Origin of the sequence: Yersinia sp. 2466 StPb PI, assembly GCF_041538325.1 — a bacterium.
GTDB lineage: Bacteria > Pseudomonadota > Gammaproteobacteria > Enterobacterales > Enterobacteriaceae > Yersinia > Yersinia enterocolitica_E.
The window spans coordinates 3,072,815-3,091,247 of record NZ_JAULSL010000001.1; the positions used below are offsets into that span (position 1 = coordinate 3,072,815).

Below are 18,433 nucleotides of genomic sequence, written 5' to 3' on the forward strand. Positions count from 1 at the left end.
CATAAGTATGCCGCGGAAGTTACCATTCACCGCATCATTGGCTATTCAGATTTGGCGCATGAGTATTCAACTTAACGGAATTAACTGTTATTACGGCGTACATCAGGCGCTGTTCGACATTACATTAGACTGCCCGGCCGGCGAGACCTTAGTGCTATTAGGGCCAAGCGGTGCAGGTAAAAGCTCATTACTGCGCGTACTCAATCTGTTGGAAATGCCCCGTTCAGGGACTTTGCAGATCGCCGGTAATCACTTCGACTTTACTCAGGCTCCCGGTACAAAAGCGATTCGCGAATTGCGCCAAAATGTGGGTATGGTGTTTCAGCAATATAATCTTTGGCCACATCTGTCAGTGGTACAAAACCTGATTGAAGCCCCTTGCCGTGTGCTGGGTCTATCAAAAGATGAAGCCATGGCACGGGCGCAGAAGCTGCTGTCACGGTTGCGTTTGACTGATTTTGCTGACCGCTTCCCCCTGCACCTTTCTGGTGGCCAACAACAGCGAGTGGCGATTGCCCGCGCGTTGATGATGGAGCCGCAAGTTTTGCTGTTTGACGAACCCACAGCGGCACTTGACCCGGAAATTACCGCACAAATCGTCAGTATCATCCGTGAATTGGCCGGCACCGGCATCACTCAGGTGATTGTTACCCATGAGGTAGAAGTGGCCCGCAAAACGGCCAGCCGTGTGGTCTACATGGAAAACGGTCATGTGGTGGAACAAGGTGATGCCAGCCACTTTACACAACCAACAACCGAAGCTTTTGCCAGCTATCTGTCACATTGATATCTATTTGGGAATTTGCGATGAAAAAATTAATAATAGCGGCCGTCCTTGCCAGTATCAGTCTGTCCGCCTCTGCCGCGGAAACTATCCGTTTCGCGGCTGAAGCCACTTACCCGCCATTCGAATTTATTGATGCTAATAATAAAATGCAGGGCTTCGATATCGATCTGGCTAATGCGCTGTGTAAAGAGATGCAAGCCGAATGTACCTTTACCAACCAAGCCTTTGACAGCTTGATCCCAAGCCTGAAATTCAAACGTTTTGATGCGGTGATTTCAGGTATGGACATTACCCCTGAGCGCCAAAAACAAGTAGCCTTTACTAAACCTTATTACGATAACTCCGCACTGTTTATCGCTGAGAAAGGTAAAGTGGCTGATTTGGCGGCCCTGAAAGGCAAACGAGTCGGGATGCAGAATGGTTCTACCCATCAGAAATACCTGATGGAAAAACACCCTGAAATTACCGCCGTACCTTATGACAGCTATCAGAATGCTATTCTTGATTTGAAAAATGGCCGTCTGGACGCAGTATTTGGCGACACTGCGGTCGTCAACGAGTGGTTGAAGCAGAATAACCAACTCGCTGCGGTGGGTGACAAAGTGACTGACGCTGACTATTTCGGTACCGGTTTAGGTATCGCAGTGCGTCAGAACAACACCGAGTTACAGGGTAAGTTAGATGCTGCACTGGCGAAAGTTAAAGCAGATGGCACCTATCAGACAATTTATAAAAAATGGTTCCAGCAGTAATCTAAACACCCATGAATGAATTTCAACCTTTAGCAAGCGCCGCCGGTATGACCGTCGGCCTTGCCGTTTGTGCACTGGCCCTCGGTCTGGTTCTGGCGATGCTGTTTGCCGTCTGTGAATCATCACGGGTGAAAGTGGTCAGCTACCTGACTACCGGCTGGGTCACCATTTTGCGTGGGCTACCGGAGATTCTGGTGGTCCTGTTTATCTATTTCGGCTCCTCCCAGTTGTTGATGATGCTGTCGGACGGTTTTACCCTGAATCTTTATCTGTTTGAGCTACCCATTAAGCTCAATATCGATAATTTTGAGGTGAGTCCGTTCTTGTGCGGTGTTATCGCACTCGCCCTGCTCTATTCTGCTTACGCCTCGCAAACCTTACGCGGCGCACTGAAAGCAGTGCCTATCGGGCAGTGGGAGTCCGGTCAGGCATTGGGTTTGAGTCAGGCGGCCATCTTCTTCCGTTTGATCATGCCGCAGATGTGGCGTCATGCATTGCCAGGCTTGGGCAATCAGTGGTTAGTGCTGCTGAAAGACACGGCGTTAGTGTCACTTATCAGCGTCAATGACCTGATGCTACAAACCAAAAGTATTGCAACCCGGACCCAGGAACCTTTCACTTGGTATGTAATTGCAGCGGCAATCTACTTGGTGGTGACTCTGCTGAGCCAGTATGTGCTCAAATGGATTGAACTCCGTACCACTCGTTTTGAACGGAGCCCATCCTGATGCTGGAATATTTACCCGAGATCCTTAAAGGGCTGCATACCAGCCTGACGTTGACGATTGCATCACTGTTGGTGGCACTGGTGTTGTCGCTGCTGTTTACCATTGTGTTAACGCTAAAAACACCGATTATCACGCCACTGGTTAAAATTTATATCACACTGTTCACCGGCACCCCGCTGCTGGTGCAGATCTTTTTGATCTATTACGGTCCAGGTCAATTCCCCGCTATCCGTGAATATCCGTGGTTATGGAGCTTATTGTCGCAACCTTGGTTGTGCGCAATGATTGCGTTGGCATTGAACAGTGCGGCCTATACTACGCAACTGTTCTACGGTGCAGTTAGGGCAATTCCATCGGGTCAGTGGCAATCTTGCGAAGCATTGGGGATGTCAAAAGCCCAATCGTTACGCATCCTACTGCCATTTGCCTTTAAGCGCGCATTATCATCCTATTCCAATGAAGTGGTCTTGGTATTCAAAAGTACCTCATTGGCTTATACCATCACATTGATGGAAGTTATGGGCTATAGCCAACTGATGTATGGCCGTACCTATGACGTGATGGTGTTTGGTGCCGCCGGGATTGTCTATCTGTGCGTGAATGGTTTGCTGACGTTGCTGATGAGATTGGTGGAACGCAGAGCACTGGCGTTTGAGCGGCGCAATTAAGATTATTCTTTTGATTTTGTGACCAATTTGGTTGTTAGCTGTTTAGTTATCATATTCGGTTGTTAGGGCTTCACAGCTCACCTGACCTCCAATGAACCAACCGGCAAAGGGGCCATAAGCGTGGCCCCTTATGCAATCCCGCGCTTGCGCTAAATATTGCCCTGTGGGTAAACCTCCTGCGTCTTTCGGGCTAACGAGCCAGCGCGATTCGCATCCCTGCTCAAGCGCGCTTTTCGCGGGGGTAATTTGTCCCATCCCTGGAACTCACCCCTTCGGGGCCGCTGCTAGCAGCGTTCAAATGTGCTCCCGGCAGATTTGTCCATGCCCGCTCACTCTACCCTCCCTCCTGGTCGGCAACATTCCTGATTGCGCTCAACGTCAAAAGCCAATTCAAAACCATGGTTTTTAGGTTTTGATGTTTAAAAGCACATTTGAGCAGCCGAGTGAAGAGTGGAGTAAGGGAAATCCGCCATGGACGGCGGGTTGAGGCGTCATGAGCAGGGACGCGACAACACTGCGAAGCAGTTTTGAACAACGCTTGCGTTGGCCCGGAGGCTAGCCTCAAAGAGGCCATAATAAAGCCGTCCGCTAGCCGAAATGATGAGCCGAGGGCACCTGCGAAGCAGGCTGGCGATACGTGCGCAAGCGCAGGGGTTCCAAGGGGTTACGCGCTTGTAACCCCCTTGGCGGTTGAGGCACCACATGGCGAGGTGATCACCGCACTCATGTCAACCGAACTTGATCACAAACGATTATCAACCGAAACTAGATCCGATTTGCTGTCAACCAAACCCAAACCTCTCGCCTGTCCTGTCCTTCCAGTGATTAAAATAAAATTAAATTTTTAATCACATTACTTGCATATAAATTCATAAAGTGGCAATGTAAATACCATAATTTATCCGAATAGAACGTGATGAAAAACCACCAGTTATAATAAAATCAATAACTAATAGCTCATTTTATTTAAAAAATTCAGACAGGAGTTTAAGCATGAAAAAGTTACTATTGGCAACCCTACTAAGTGGTATGGTTTTCAGCGCGACTGCCGCAGAAACTATTCGTTTTGCTGCCTCAGCCACCTATCCGCCATTTGAATCAATGGATGCCAATAACGAAATCGTCGGCTTCGATATGGATCTGGCAAAAGCGTTGTGTAAACAAATGGAGGCCAACTGTACCTTCACCAATCAGGCTTTTGATAGTCTTATCCCAGCGCTGAAATTCAAACGTTATGATGCCGTCATTTCTGGCATGGATATTACCCCTGAGCGTAGCAAGCAGGTCGCGTTCACCCAACCTTACTATGCAAACTCCGCCATTGTGATTGCACCAAAAGGTAAATTCAGTTCTTTTGCCGATCTGAAAGGCAAGAAAATCGGGATGGAAAATGGCACCACTCATCAGAAGTATTTGCAGGACAAACATCCTGAAATTCAGACGGTGGCTTATGACAGCTACCAGAATGCCATCATTGACCTGAAAAATGGCCGTATTGATGGGGTGTTTGGTGATACTGCGGTAGTGAATGAGTGGCTGAAAACCAACCCGAACCTGGCATCAGTTGGCGAACATGTGACCGACCCACAATACTTCGGCACTGGCCTTGGCATTGCGGTACGCCCGGAGAATACCGCATTGTTGGAGAAGTTGAATAAAGCCATTGATGCAGTGAAAGCCGATGGGACATATAAAGCTATCAATGATAAGTGGTTTCCAAACTGATTTAATAACTTCCCCAAAGTCATTGCAGTTGTAGGTAGGCGGCAAACGAACGCATCCCGATGAGCTTACTCAAGTAAGTGATTCGGGTGAATGAAGGTAGCTAACAACCCTACAACTTCAAGGCCGCAGGGTAAGTAAGATTAGAACTTCATAGTGGGCGGTATGCGGAAACATATCAAACAACTGCACCCGCTCAATATGGTAATCGGCTAATAGGCTGATATCTTTCGCCATTGTCTGCGCATTACAGCTTGAATAGAGTATGAATTCAGGTGCCATCTGAGCAAGATAGTCACACAGTTCAGCACCAATGCCACGCCGTGGGGGGTTAACCAATACCAACTGCGGCACTTGCGTTTCTGCGGTGGCGAAACGGGTGGAATCCAGTGCAGCAAAACTGACATTCTTTAATCCCAACTGCTGCGCCGATTGGCGTGCGCAGGCGATGGCTTCCGCGTTGATTTCAATACCGGTGAGTTGCGTCTCGGTGCTGGCACAATGCAAACCAAAACCACCTACTCCGCAAAACAGATCCCACATACTGCTGATATCCAGCTCCCGCACCCATTGCCGTGCCGTGGCATACAGTGAGGCGGCAACCTGAGGATTGGTCTGGAAAAAACTTTGTGGCCGGATAAACAGCGGCACCTGATTAAACAGTTCGGGCAGCGCCTGCTGTTCAGTTAACGGGACTTCTTGCTCCCCTTCCAAGATTGCCATATGCACTGGCTGAATATTAGCCGAGATAACAGCCAGTTGAGGCAATTGCTGCTGTAACCATGGCAGTGCTGCGCGTAATTGCGCCAGCTTGGTTTCAGAACGCAGTACAAAGCGCAGCATTAACTCACCGCTATAAGTACTTTCAGTCAATAACAGGAATTTAAGCTCGCCGCGTTTACGTGCAACGTTATAGGGTGTGAGACCGGCGCGGGCTATAAACGTTTTCAGCACGGTAAAGACCGGGGCAAAACTGGCCGGGTAGAGTGGACAGTCAGATAAATCGACCGGGGTACCGTCACGATGCAACATCCCTAATAGCGGCCGTTCAACACTACCACTGACCACCATTTTCGCTTTATTACGAAAAGCGTTCTCACGCCCGAAAACCGGCGCTAACCACTGAACCACAGGGTGACCAGCTAGCAGACTCTCCAAATGATGTTGTTTGTCAGCCAGTTGTTGTGGATAGGGTTTATCCAGCCACTGGCAGGAACGACAGCGACCCGCCGTATACTGTGCGCAATGCATTAATATTGACCGTTATAATCTGAGAAGTTGAATAATTTGCAGCCGAGGCTGTTGATGAGGCGAATTGTAGCATTGTGCCGCGCTAAACACTCATTTTGACTGAGGGAAATAGCGGTACCAGGGGAAAAACAGCAAACCGATAATCACCACATCAGGGATCTTCTGTAACAGTAGGCTATGTAGAATTTCGCTGCCGGTATCACCTTCAACCCGAAAAACATCTAAATACAACCAGTCCAGTGACACCATCAACAAATAAACACTCGCGATAATCTGACACGCCAAATAGCACCAACGCGCCCAGTTCTTGCGATAACACACCGCAGCGCCGCAGACAATCTCTAACAGCAATAGCACCACACTGGCCAAGAAGATCAGGCCAAAATCCCAGCTTTGCAGACTTTCACTGATAAATTCACCGGTACCCACCCACCCCAGAGTCGCAACCAATAATAATACGCCGAGGATACGGGTAGCAATAATGGCAGTACCGGCGATGAGGACCGGTACTGGCGTCGTTGCAGAGGATGAAAATGCTAAGGATGAAAATAGTTTTCTCATGTCGCCCTATCTGCCCTCAGTCCGGTTGCTGCAACCTAATGTTATCCCTGACAATAACGCCGCTGGTCAGCGGCGTTAAAGCAGAATGAAGCCTAACAGTTTTAACGGCAATCAGCTACGGGCAGCTTTTCGTAATTCACGCAACCGCTGCTTTTCCGAACGGGACATAAACCACCACGCGATTAAACCGATTATCCCAACCACCAGCAAGATAAGTGTGGCAAGGGCATTAATCTCTGGATTAACCCCCATCCGCACACTAGAAAAGACCAGCATCGGCAAGGTTGTCGCCCCTGGGCCGGCAACAAAGCTGGCAATCACTAAATCGTCCAGCGATAAAGTAAAGGCCAATAACCAGCCGGAGATTAATGCCGGTGCAATCATCGGCACGGTAATCACGAAGAACACTTTCAGTGGTGTGGCCCCCAAATCCATGGCGGCTTCTTCAATAGAACGGTCCAGCTCACGCAGACGAGAACTTATCACTACCGTCACATAGGCAGTACAGAAGGTGACGTGCGCCAGCCAGATGGTGAACATGCCACGCTCTGCTGGCCAACCGATAGCATGCCCCATAGCAACAAACAGCAGTAGCAATGATAAACCGGTAATCACATCGGGCATCACCAACGGCGCTGTCAGCATAAAAGCAAAACCGGTTGCACCGCGAAAACGGCCAAAACGCACCATCACCACCGCGGCTATTGTCCCCAGAACCACCGCCATCGTGGCGGAGGCGGCGGCAATAGTCAGACTCAGGCCAACGGCAGATATCATCGCTGAATCATTAAATAGCTCTGTATACCAACGGGTTGACCACCCCGCCCATACGGTTACCAGTTTAGAGCTGTTAAATGAGTAGATAACCAGCATCAACATCGGCGCATACAAGAAGGTATAACCGACAATAAGGATCACCCGACGCCAGACCGAACGTACTTCCGGTAGGTTATTCATACCGGGCCTCCTATCTCTTTATTCTGATGCTTGTGGAACCAGAGTATCGGCACAATCAGCAGCACTAACATCACCGTCGCAACCGCCGAGGCAACCGGCCAATCGCGATTGTTAAAGAACTCTTGCCACAAAATACGACCAATCATAATGCTGTCCGGCCCACCGAGCAGTTCAGGGATAACAAACTCACCCACCGCAGGGATAAACACCAACATGGAACCGGCAACAATGCCACCTTTGGTCAATGGCACAATGACACTGATAAAGGTCTTAAATGGCTTGGCCCCCAGATCCAGCGCCGCCTCCACCAACGAATAATCCAGTCGGGTCAGCGCAGTATAGATTGGCAGTACCATGAATGGCAGATAGGAATAGACCACACCAATGTATACCGCCAGATTGGTGTGCAGAATAATCAGCGGTTGATCAATAATCCCGGCCCACATCAGGAAATTATTCAAGATTCCATTGTTTTTCAGAATACCCATCCAGGCATAAACCCGAATGAGGAATGAGGTCCATGAAGGTAAAATCACCAACAGCAATAAGATATTACGAGTGGATGATTTACTGTGTGCAATCGCCCAAGCCAATGGATAGCCGATAATCAGGCAGCATAGCGTCGACACCGCAGCCACTTGCAATGATTGCAGGTAAGCATCGATATACAGCGGATCATCGAGCAGTTGCAGATAGTTACCAAGATTGAGCGAGATATCCAACTTGCCGTCCAGCCAGGTAACCAGATCGGTATAAGGGGGTACGGCGCGCGCCATCTCGGCCAGACTGATTTTGAATACAATCAGGAACGGCAACATAAACAACAGAAATAGCCACAAATAAGGCATGGCAATAACCAGTTTACGGCCATGCGCCATTTGGTAACGCTGGACAAAAGCCTTAATCGGCCCGACAGTACGGGTCGGTGGTTCTGCTGCCCCACGGGTAGATTTAGACATCACGATATTAACTCCCCAAGGCTCTTAATTACCCAAAACCACGCAACTGTCAGCATCCCAACATAATTGCACTTCATCGCCCCATGTTGGCATCCCTTTACGGTAGCGATGACCATTTTGTAGCTGTGCACTCAGCATCTGCCCGCTGTGTAACTTCACATGATAAATGGATAAATCCCCCAGATAAGCAATGTGTACCACTTCACCGACCGCGAAGTTGCAGCCATCTTCTGGCACTTGTTCACACAACATCACTTTTTCCGGGCGCAGAGCCACAAATACCGGGACACCGTCTACCACCGAGGCATCAGAATCCACTTTCAATGGATGGCGCAGACCGGGGCTGTCAATCACCAATGCATCATCCAGCCGCTCTTTTAGTACTCCCTCAAATACATTCACCGAGCCGATAAATTCAGCGCTGAATCTACTGTTCGGATGTTCATAAATCTCTTCCGGTTCGCCAATTTGCACAAACTTGCCACGGTTCATAATGGCGATGCGCCCGGCCATCGTCATCGCTTCTTCCTGGTCATGGGTAACCATCACACAGGTCGCCCCCACCCGCTCCAGGATATCAACAACTTCCAGTTGCATCCGATCACGCAGCTTTTTATCCAACGCCCCCATGGGTTCATCCAGCAACAGCAGTTTTGGCCGTTTGGCCAAACTACGGGCCAGAGCCACGCGCTGACGCTGCCCGCCAGAGAGTTGGTGTGGTTTACGCTTAGCAAACTCTTGCATGTGCACCAATGTCAGCATCTCTGCGACGCGGCTTTTGATCTCATCAGCAGGTAACTTGTCTTGCTTCAAGCCAAACGCGATATTTTGCTCAACCGTCATATGGGGAAATAACGCATAAGACTGGAACATCATATTGATCGGGCGCTGATACGGCGGCACATGAGACAAGTCCTGCCCATCGAGCACTATCTGCCCCTGAGTCGGCTGCTCAAAACCGGCCAGCATCCGCAACAGGGTGGATTTACCACAGCCTGAAGCCCCTAACAGCGCAAAAATCTCACCTTTGTAGATAGTCAGATTGACGTCATCTACCGCGGCCTGACCATCAAATGACTTGGTTAAGTTGCGGATCTCCAACAAGGGTGTAAACACCTTCTGGGATTTTGGCTGCGGGCGGGGAATTACATCATTCACTCAGCGTGCTCTCCGTAAAAGCAGAACAGGCCGCATTTAAGGTGCGGCACAATAAAAAACAGGAACAGGAAGATAAACTCCCTGCCCCTACCCTCGTTCATTTCACTTTCCATCAATGTGATATCAGCCACGCGTTGAACGCAAGCTACTGATTCACACCAATGGGTTATTTACCACTTTTCACTTTTGTCCAAGCCCGGGTGATCACACGATCAATTTTCGGGTCTTGTACTTTCAGCGTGAACATTTTGGCGCGCACATCCGCTGGCGGATAAATACCAGGGTTATCACGTACTTCTGCATTTACCAATGGCGTTGCCGCTTTGTTGGCGTTGGCATAGAACACATGATTACTGATATTAGCAATCACATCAGGGCGCATCAGGTAATTCAGGAACTGATAGGCTTCATCCTGATTTTTAGCATCAGATGGCATCGCAAACACATCAAAGAAGGCTAATGCGCCTTCCTTCGGAATGCTGTAGGCCACATTCACGCCATTTTTCGCTTCTTTGGCCCGATTAGACGCCTGCATGATGTCACCGGCCCAACCGACAGCGACGCAGATGTCACCATTTGCCAGATCATTAATATATTGTGAAGAGTGGAAGTAACGGATGTTCGGCCGCAGTTTCAGCAACAATTCAGTGGCAGGACCGGTGTAGTCGGTCGCCTGAATACTGTTTGGGTCTTTACCTAAGTAATTGAGTACAGTTGCAAAGATCTCACTTGGTGCATCCAGGAAAGAGACACCGCAACTTTTCAACTTCTCAAGATTTTCAGGTTTCAGCACCAGATCCCAACTGTTTACTGGCGCATCTTTCCCCAGAGCAGCTTTCACTTTCTCGACGTTATAGCCGATACCTGTTGTCGCCCACAAATAAGGAATAGCATATTTATTTTCTGGGTCGTGTTTGCTGACCAGCGCCAACAACTCAGGATCGAGATTTTTATAATTAGGTAGCTTACTTTTATCTAACGGCTTAAAGACACCCGCAGACAATTGGCGCTCAAGGAAACTGGCTGATGGCACCACTAAATCAAACCCGGTACTCCCGGCCATCAACTTACCTTCCAACACCTCGTTGGAGTCAAACACATCATAGACAACCTTAATGCCGGTTTCCTTTTGGAAATTAGCCAGCGTATCGGGTGCGATATAATCGGACCAGTTGTAAACGTGCAGTGTTTTTTCCTCAGCAGATGCTGAGACGGACGCGGCCATTAATAAGCCAGCAGCAACACCCGATAACCACTTTTTACGATGGGTGAACATCCGTTAACTCCTCCAGAATAGGGGGTGAAGTCGTGCGCTAAATTTGTATCCGCTAGGATACAACACCTTTGCCCTGCCGAGTGCTATTGCCACCTGCACCAGATGCATGACTATGCACGGTGAGTGATTATTCACCTAGTAAGAATAATCACTGTTTAGGCGGAGGAATATTATGCCCTTTGCAGAAACAGCAGCATAACCGCACTTGGCAATCCGTACCATACTCTAGGGTAAAAAACGCCTTTTATCGATTTTTTATGCACATTCTATCTATGTAATGCGCCACTAATGGCATAAACGGCGATAAATATCTGGCAAAGTAGGGTAAAAAGCAGAATATCTTATGGTTTACAGGGGAAATAACAGTGTGCCACCGCTATCAGCGGCACATTTAATGAAGGGATATTAGTGGATAACCGGATAAGCCGTCGCCGTCTGTAGCGATTCATCGTCGTCACTGTTGCCAATAAACAGTAAATCATTGGCACGCGCTTCCAGAATGATCATCGAAATCTGCTCTTCACACTGCTGCATAAAATAGCCAAATTGAGCAAATGTGACACCCACTTCTACCGTCAGTGACTGGCAGACAATCAATTTCGGCAAATTATCATCCTGAATATCGATAAAGGCTTTAACCGTCAGCGAGCTGGCATTTATTTGACTCAGATCCGCGACTAACGGGATAAGGGCCGTCGGCCTGACTTCAGCCAGCGCCGAGAACAAGATGATGTTATCAACCAAATCAACTTTGGCATCAAACACGCCCTCAAAGTTCTGCATATGCGGCAAATGCAGCGCCTGACAGGAGTCGCACTCAAAAAATGAGATACCGAGTTGATCCAGCCAACGCCGTAATAAGGCTAAATCCGGGACGATGAGTGAATCCATAACTACCTACCTCACGATTCTCATAAGACGAAAAGTGGCATAGCTTACGGAATATTAACCGACAGTGCTATGATCAATACCGACAAATTTAATGCCCTTATAAAGACTCAGTCATTATCCTGATCGGGTTTATTATCCTTTTTGCTCTGCTCTGCCTCTGATTCTTTGTTGGATGGCGGCCTTGATATTCTATCGGCGCTACCTAATAGTGGGCCAAAACCACTCGCTACGCGCCAAACAATACACGCAGCGGCAGGGAGCATCAGGCCAATCCCGACAAAAATCATAATAATGGCGACAGCTGGTGTTCCCATTGAACCAGATAATGACAAGTAGCCATTAATACTTAGGTAGGCAACAACCAGTAACAGCATCCCCAGCACTTCTGAAATAATCACAATGCGGGGCATATCTCCTAACGAGCGCATCTTTACCTCCGATAGGCTCTGCATAAGCGTTTATACAGTGTATTGAATCCCCACAACTTGTAACAGTACCGATAAGCAAATAGGTACGATTAATCAAACTAACAGGCAAATCCTGCTTTTTTTTCACCGCGTCAAAGGGCATAGTAGACCGCAGTAAGAGTGAGTAATGCGCTAGAAGTCATTTAACAGTTGAAGATAGAAAGAGCTGTTGGCGAAGTGATTACCCCTGTTTGAGAAATGGCGGGGATAGCTCAATTTAATTAAGGAGTTTTACATGTTTGCTGTGATTTTCGGGCGTCCTGGATGTCCTTATTGTGTCCGTGCTAAAGAACTGGCAGAAAAACTGGAAACTGAACGCGACGATTTTAAATTCCGTTACATCGATATTCATGCGGAAGGTATCACCAAAGCTGATTTGGAAAAAACCGTCGGCAAACCGGTAGAAACCGTACCGCAAATCTTCATTGATGAGAAACACATTGGCGGTTGCACAGATTTTGAAGCATACGCTAAAGAAAATCTGAGCCTATTCCAGTAATCTGGTCAGCCGCACAGAGCGTTTCCTCGCCAATATTATTTGGTTTTATTCGAAAAAGGGTGCTTAGCGCCCTTTTTTTATTGCTGGGACTCTAGTACCACACAGTAAAAACCGCCTCAGGAAACCAGACGAAGCGACCTACAAACAACATATAAGCCCATCTATAATTGGTAACAAAGCATATCCTTCTAGCGAGACCAAACTTCCTGCTTATTACTGGCTGTCTCGCAGCAGACAGATTAGAATAACTCCCACTATCGCCTGCCTTTATGTGCTGTTTAGCGATAAATATTCTGAGTTTAAAGAAATGCCCCTTCTACCTTTAAACCAAGAGCGTATACATCGTGGTCATTCGAGCTAAATAGAAAGTCATACTCGTGAATATAAACGTCGCAAATCTGTTAAACGGCAATTACATCTTGCTGTTATTCGTAGTTTTAGCCTTGGGGTTGTGCCTGGGTAAACTGCGACTCGGCCCTATTCAATTAGGTAATGCTATTGGTGTGTTGGTGGTATCACTGTTGCTTGGGCAACAGCACTTTACCATCAATACTGAAGCGCTGAATCTGGGCTTTATGCTATTTATTTTTTGTGTCGGTGTTGAAGCCGGTCCAAACTTTTTCTCTATATTTTTCCGCGACGGTAAAAACTACCTGATGCTCGCTCTGGTCATGGTAAGTAGCGCAATGATTCTGGCGTTGGGGCTGGGTAAATTATTTGGCTGGGATATTGGCCTTACTGCCGGGATGCTGGCAGGCTCCATGACCTCCACACCGGTTTTGGTCGGTGCAGGTGATACGTTGCGCCATACCATCGCCAATAACCCGGCGTTGCAACACGCGCAGGATAATCTGAGCCTCGGGTACGCCCTAACCTATCTTATCGGGCTGGTGAGCCTGATTTTGGGCGCACGTTATTTGCCCAAACTCCAACACCAGGACTTACCGACCAGTGCTCAGCAGATTGCTCGGGAGCGCGGTCTGGATACCGATAGCCAGCGTAAGGTCTATTTGCCTGTCATTCGCGCTTACCGGGTTGGCCCGGAACTGGTGGCATGGGCAGATGGTAAAAATCTACGTGAATTAGGTATTTACCGCCAGACGGGTTGTTATATTGAGCGTATTCGCCGCAATGGTATTTTAGCCAACCCAGATGGTGATGCGGTGCTGCAAGTGGGAGACGAGATTTCACTGGTCGGTTACCCTGACGCTCACTCCCGTCTTGATCCCAGTTTTCGTAACGGTAAAGAAGTTTTCGACCGTGACCTGCTGGACATGCGCATTGTTACCGAAGAAATTGTGGTTAAAAATAGCAATGCTGTTGGAAAGCGACTCAGCCACTTAAAATTGACTGACCACGGCTGTTTCCTAAACCGGGTGATCCGCAGCCAAATTGAAATGCCGATTGATGACAACGTAGTATTGAATAAAGGCGACGTACTGCAAGTCAGCGGTGATGCACGGCGCGTTAAAAGCGTGGCAGAAAAAATTGGCTTTATCTCTATTCACAGTCAGGTCACCGACCTGCTGGCTTTCTGTGCCTTCTTTATTCTCGGATTGATGATTGGTTTAATTACCTTCCAATTCAGTAATTTCAGTTTCGGCATTGGTAATGCTGCCGGCCTATTAATGGCTGGCATCATGCTCGGATTTTTACGTGCTAACCACCCTACTTTTGGCTATATCCCGCAAGGTGCGTTGAATATGGTGAAAGAGTTCGGGTTAATGGTCTTTATGGCTGGCGTCGGATTAAGTGCAGGTGGCGGTATTAATAGCAGCTTGGGCGCGGTCGGTGGACAGATGCTTATCTCTGGCCTAATCGTGAGTCTGGTCCCAGTCGTCATCTGCTTTCTCTTTGGCGCTTATGTATTACGCATGAACCGTGCTCTGCTTTTTGGTGCCATTATGGGTGCTCGCACTTGCGCACCGGCCATGGACATCATCAGCGATACTGCCCGCAGTAACATCCCGGCACTAGGATACGCAGGGACTTATGCCATCGCCAACGTACTATTAACATTGGCAGGTTCGTTGATCGTTATTATCTGGCCGGGGATATTAGGCTAGTACACTAAAAAGGCCGTTGCGGAAAAAGCTAAACATTATTTTATACTTTTTTTATTTCCCCAGAACTTTCTTACTGGACTGGGGTCTGATTTAATGCCACTGCTTTTCTTTGATGTCCCCATATTGAGGAGCCCGATAGTCCCGCCTTCTTAGGTTCAAGACTAATCGGGTTTTTTCTTGCCTGAAATTTGAGTTCTGCCTATTTCTACTCTCGTCCATATCGCGCCATCTGCCCCTTAAGGCTTTCTTAAGACAATATTATTACAGTATTAGTATTCCCTATTTCCGCTTCAGGTTACTTCGTGAAGACCAGTAAACCCACCTCTCAAGCCGATGTCACTCCAGTGACATTAAATAATGCCTCAACAGCACAGATAATTAAGACAAACTCCCTTTACTCGTTGCCGTTATCCTTCTATTTTTGGCAGGTTTTTGGGTTAGTGATCTGTGGATTGCTCTTTCTGTGGCTGTCGAACAACGAGCAACTAGATTGGTTTATCAGTAATTACTGGTTTGATCCCGTCGGGCAAAATTTTCCATGGGAAAACAATTACTGGCTGGATTTACTCAACCACCGATTATTGAAAATAACCATTATCAGTACTGCCGTGGTGGCATTGTTATGGGGGATTTATCGCCGTAATGGGCGCTTGGTGACGACCATGTTGTTGTTTGGCATCGGTCCATTGGTAGTTGGGATGCTAAAGGCCGTCAGCGCCCACTCCTGCCCTTGGGATCTGGTGGAGTACGGTGGCAAAGCTATCAGTTATGCGCTGATGGGTACCGCTCCTGTAGGTGCAGGTCCCGGCCACTGTTTTCCCGGTGGCCATGCATCCAGCGGTTTTGCCGTGATGGCACTGTTCTTCCTGTTCTACCCCGAGCGGCCTCGGTTGGCTTCGCTGTGTTGGTTGCTCGGTATTGGTCTTGGCATGTTGATGGGGTTTGGTCAAATTATGCGCGGGGCACATTTTCTTACTCATAACCTGTGGGCGGGTTGGTGGGTATGGCTGAGCCAGTTGGCTCTGTTTTGGATGATTAGCGGTTTTTACCGCCGCGATAAAGGTACTGAATAATGGAACAAATGAACTATTTTTTCTTTTCCATGATAAATGCGACCCCGGCATCACCGCCATGGATGATTTCTTTTGCGACCTTCATCGCACGTGACCTGATCATGATTATCCCCATGTTACTGGTGGCACTGTGGCTATGGGGGCCAAAAGATAGCATTAACTTGCAGCGAGCAGTGGTAACCAAGGCAGCAATCGCTCTTGCTTTCTCTATGCTTTCAGCGGCTTGTATCGGGATGCTTATCCCACACGATCGCCCTTTTGTTGTCGGTTTTGGCTATAACTTTATGAGCCATGCACCCGACAGTTCTTTCCCAAGTGATCACGGCACTGCTATTTTCACCTTTGCCTTAGCCTTTGTTTTTTGGCACAAACTCTGGTCCGCAGTCAGCATGATGGTCGTCGCGGCCGCCATTGCATGGTCACGTATTTACCTGGGTGTTCATTGGCCATTAGATATGGTGGGTGCCTTCTTATTAGGGATTATTGGTTGCCTATTCGCACAGTTAGTATGGAATTTATTCGGTGACGCTATCGCAAGTGGTATGACTCGCCTTTATCGTATTAGTTTTGCTCTGCCTATCAGTAGAGGATGGGTCAGAAGCTAGTCACGCTAGGTTATAAATCTCACATTGCCGATGGATCTAAAAGATCGGCAATATCCACCGCCGCCAGTCACATTATAAAATAATCCTTTAAAATCAATTTACAAAAGAAAGTCACCTATTGATTACCGGTGCATTTAAGCCGCTAAAATGTAATTAAAATAACAAAATAAAATGTAAAACAGTTAAATATGTGAGAATTACCTTTGTTTTCCTCTGATAATGTTACTATTATAACAGCATTGATAACTTACAGATGAACAAAAGGATAAAAATCATGACGATCAATTATGCTAATTACATTGACCATACTCTATTGGCAATGGATGCCACGGAAACCCAAATTATCAAGCTGTGTGAAGAAGCTAAACAGCATCATTTCTATGCCGTATGTGTTAATTCTGGATACGTGCCAGTCGCCGCCCAACAGTTAGCCGGTAGTACGGTTAAGGTGTGCTCAGTCATTGGTTTTCCACTGGGTGCGGGTCTGACTGAAGCAAAAGCCTTTGAAGCTCAGGCAGCAATCAACGCTGGGGCGCAAGAGATTGATATGGTTATCAATGTTGGCTGGCTAAAAAGTGGCAAAATTGCCGAAGTTAAAGCCGATATTAAGGCTGTACGTGATATTTGCGCCACTACACCGTTGAAGGTAATATTAGAAACCTGCCTGCTAAGTGATGCTCAAATCGTACAAGTTTGTGAAATGTGTCGTGAGCTTGACGTAGCTTTTGTGAAAACCTCAACAGGCTTCAGCACCGGTGGTGCCAAAGAAGAACATGTTAAATTGATGCGTGCTACGGTTGGTCCGGTAATAGGCGTTAAAGCCTCTGGTGCAGTTCGTGATCAAAAGACAGCAGAAATCATGATCAACGCAGGGGCGACACGCATTGGTACCAGCTCTGGTGTAACCATTGTTTCGGGCCAACAGGCCGTGGCATCAAGCTACTAACTCATTGTAAGTCTATTAATCGATTGTTTAGATTCGAATCGATTGTCAGCCCGGCTACTGCCGGGCTTATTTATTGCAATACGTTGTATTATAAGAAACTATAGTGCAACGTATGGTATTAATAATTGTTTGTCAGGAATAGCTTATGGAAACCCGCCGTGCAGAACGAATCAATAAACTTACTCAGGCCCTAAAGCGTTCCGACAAAATCCACCTCAAAGACGCGGCCAATTTGCTGCGAGTCTCTGAAATGACTATTCGCCGTGATCTTAGCGCCGAGCCGACCGCCGTGATTTTGTTGGGTGGTTATGTGGTGATGGACCCTAAAAGCAATAACGCCAATAACTATTTTGTTTCTGACCAGCAAGCCAAACAGGTGGAAGAAAAACGCCGTATTGGTCAGTTGGCAGCAAGGTTGATCGCCGAAAATGATACGGTTTTTTTTGACTGCGGCACTACAATTCCCTCTATTATCGACGAGATAGACGAAGAACTGGTATTTACTGCCATTTGTTACTCCCTTAACACCTTTCTTTCCTTACAAGACAAACCCAACTGTAAAGTGATTCTGTGCGGTGGTGAATTCAAACCCAATAACTATATTTTCACACCGATCAGTCAGCACAATGAGCTGGACAATGCCTGCCCAAACAAAGCTTTTATCTCCGCAGCCGGCGTTTCAATTGAGTATGGCGCCACCTGTTTCAACTTCGATGAAATTCTGTTAAAGCACCGAGCTATGGCCAAATCACAACAGAAAATCCTGGTGGCCGACCACAGTAAGTTCGGTAAAATAAAACCTGCCAGCATTGGAGCATTGACCCTGTTTGATGCGTTAGTCACCGACCGCCAGCCTGATGCCGAGTTCAGCCAGTTCTTTTTACAACATGGCATCAAAATCGACTGTTAGACTTGATTACATAGCAAAAATCTTAACCCGGTAAATACCGGGTCGATAAACCTATCCGCATATATCAAGTAAAAATTGGATTATATTTAAGCAGAATAGCACAACATTAAATAACCATATTATATTTGTGGTTAAATCACTCTTTGCCTATCAAATT

General features: G+C 47.5%; 19 protein-coding genes. 11 read left to right on the forward strand and 8 right to left on the reverse strand.

Annotated features, from left to right (window positions below; translation table 11 throughout):
- Positions 1–58: 58 nt before the first annotated feature.
- The 5 genes from artP to artJ (Q2T72_RS13920) all read left to right on the forward strand — a co-directional run bounded on the left by artP (position 59) and on the right by artJ (Q2T72_RS13920) (position 4,660).
- Positions 59–787, forward strand: a complete 729-nt coding sequence (gene artP / locus Q2T72_RS13900; RefSeq protein WP_372569897.1) for an arginine ABC transporter ATP-binding protein ArtP — start codon at positions 59–61, stop codon at positions 785–787.
- A 20-nt stretch (positions 788–807) separates the two neighbouring features.
- A complete protein-coding gene (artJ, locus tag Q2T72_RS13905; protein WP_005184779.1) occupies positions 808–1,539 on the forward strand; it encodes an arginine ABC transporter substrate-binding protein in 732 nt (243 codons plus the stop codon).
- An 11-nt stretch (positions 1,540–1,550) separates the two neighbouring features.
- On the forward strand, positions 1,551–2,267 hold the full coding sequence (artQ, locus tag Q2T72_RS13910; protein ID WP_005184781.1) for an arginine ABC transporter permease ArtQ: 717 nt from the start codon (positions 1,551–1,553) through the stop codon (positions 2,265–2,267).
- Positions 2,267–2,935 carry an arginine ABC transporter permease ArtM gene (gene artM / locus Q2T72_RS13915; protein WP_032899150.1) on the forward strand — a complete coding sequence of 223 codons (669 nt, stop codon included), beginning with the start codon at positions 2,267–2,269 and terminating at the stop codon, positions 2,933–2,935. Before artQ ends, artM begins: the two co-directional genes overlap by 1 nt.
- Before the next feature lie 993 nt (positions 2,936–3,928).
- Positions 3,929–4,660 (forward strand): arginine ABC transporter substrate-binding protein, encoded by a 732-nt coding sequence (gene artJ / locus Q2T72_RS13920; protein WP_083158405.1) that lies wholly within the window; start codon positions 3,929–3,931, stop codon positions 4,658–4,660.
- A 117-nt stretch (positions 4,661–4,777) separates the two neighbouring features.
- On the opposite strand, the gene rlmC is transcribed toward artJ (Q2T72_RS13920), so the two are convergent.
- From rlmC to Q2T72_RS13960, 8 genes are all read right to left on the reverse strand, one after another.
- On the reverse strand, positions 4,778–5,908 hold the full coding sequence (gene rlmC, locus Q2T72_RS13925) for a 23S rRNA (uracil(747)-C(5))-methyltransferase RlmC (protein WP_372569330.1): 1,131 nt from the start codon (positions 5,906–5,908) through the stop codon (positions 4,778–4,780).
- A 90-nt stretch (positions 5,909–5,998) separates the two neighbouring features.
- Complete coding sequence (locus Q2T72_RS13930; protein WP_083158403.1) at positions 5,999–6,469, reverse strand: YbjO family protein; 471 nt, start codon at positions 6,467–6,469, stop codon at positions 5,999–6,001.
- A 111-nt stretch (positions 6,470–6,580) separates the two neighbouring features.
- On the reverse strand, positions 6,581–7,426 hold the full coding sequence (potI, locus tag Q2T72_RS13935; protein ID WP_372569331.1) for a putrescine ABC transporter permease PotI: 846 nt from the start codon (positions 7,424–7,426) through the stop codon (positions 6,581–6,583).
- Positions 7,423–8,385 (reverse strand): putrescine ABC transporter permease PotH, encoded by a 963-nt coding sequence (gene potH / locus Q2T72_RS13940; protein ID WP_372569332.1) that lies wholly within the window; start codon positions 8,383–8,385, stop codon positions 7,423–7,425. The genes potI and potH overlap by 4 nt, the downstream gene beginning before the upstream one ends.
- A 24-nt stretch (positions 8,386–8,409) precedes the next feature.
- Positions 8,410–9,543, reverse strand: a complete 1,134-nt coding sequence (gene potG, locus Q2T72_RS13945; protein WP_083158401.1) for a putrescine ABC transporter ATP-binding subunit PotG — start codon at positions 9,541–9,543, stop codon at positions 8,410–8,412.
- Between the two features lie 166 nt (positions 9,544–9,709).
- Complete coding sequence (gene potF / locus Q2T72_RS13950; RefSeq protein WP_083158400.1) at positions 9,710–10,819, reverse strand: spermidine/putrescine ABC transporter substrate-binding protein PotF; 1,110 nt, start codon at positions 10,817–10,819, stop codon at positions 9,710–9,712.
- A 405-nt stretch (positions 10,820–11,224) separates the two neighbouring features.
- Positions 11,225–11,710, reverse strand: a complete 486-nt coding sequence (locus tag Q2T72_RS13955; protein ID WP_083158399.1) for a YbjN domain-containing protein — start codon at positions 11,708–11,710, stop codon at positions 11,225–11,227.
- A gap of 107 nt (positions 11,711–11,817) precedes the next feature.
- A complete protein-coding gene (locus Q2T72_RS13960) occupies positions 11,818–12,138 on the reverse strand; it encodes a YbjC family protein (RefSeq protein ID WP_083158398.1) in 321 nt (106 codons plus the stop codon).
- A gap of 274 nt (positions 12,139–12,412) precedes the next feature.
- Here Q2T72_RS13960 and Q2T72_RS13965 point away from each other — a divergent pair, with 274 nt between their 5' ends.
- From Q2T72_RS13965 to deoR, 6 genes are all read left to right on the forward strand, one after another.
- Complete coding sequence (locus tag Q2T72_RS13965) at positions 12,413–12,676, forward strand: GrxA family glutaredoxin (RefSeq protein WP_004873700.1); 264 nt, start codon at positions 12,413–12,415, stop codon at positions 12,674–12,676.
- Between the two features lie 377 nt (positions 12,677–13,053).
- Positions 13,054–14,742: an aspartate:alanine antiporter gene (locus tag Q2T72_RS13970; RefSeq protein WP_372559363.1), complete on the forward strand. Its 1,689-nt coding sequence runs from the start codon at positions 13,054–13,056 to the stop codon at positions 14,740–14,742.
- A 401-nt stretch (positions 14,743–15,143) separates the two neighbouring features.
- On the forward strand, positions 15,144–15,815 hold the full coding sequence (locus tag Q2T72_RS13975) for a phosphatase PAP2 family protein (RefSeq protein WP_372569898.1): 672 nt from the start codon (positions 15,144–15,146) through the stop codon (positions 15,813–15,815).
- Positions 15,815–16,420, forward strand: coding sequence for an undecaprenyl-diphosphate phosphatase (gene ybjG, locus Q2T72_RS13980; protein WP_372569333.1), 606 nt, complete (start codon positions 15,815–15,817; stop codon positions 16,418–16,420). Before Q2T72_RS13975 ends, ybjG begins: the two co-directional genes overlap by 1 nt.
- 274 nt (positions 16,421–16,694) lie before the next feature.
- On the forward strand, positions 16,695–17,366 hold the full coding sequence (gene deoC, locus Q2T72_RS13985; RefSeq protein ID WP_372569334.1) for a deoxyribose-phosphate aldolase: 672 nt from the start codon (positions 16,695–16,697) through the stop codon (positions 17,364–17,366).
- A gap of 145 nt (positions 17,367–17,511) precedes the next feature.
- Positions 17,512–18,276 carry a DNA-binding transcriptional repressor DeoR gene (deoR, locus tag Q2T72_RS13990; RefSeq protein ID WP_083158394.1) on the forward strand — a complete coding sequence of 255 codons (765 nt, stop codon included), beginning with the start codon at positions 17,512–17,514 and terminating at the stop codon, positions 18,274–18,276.
- Positions 18,277–18,433 lie beyond the last annotated feature (157 nt).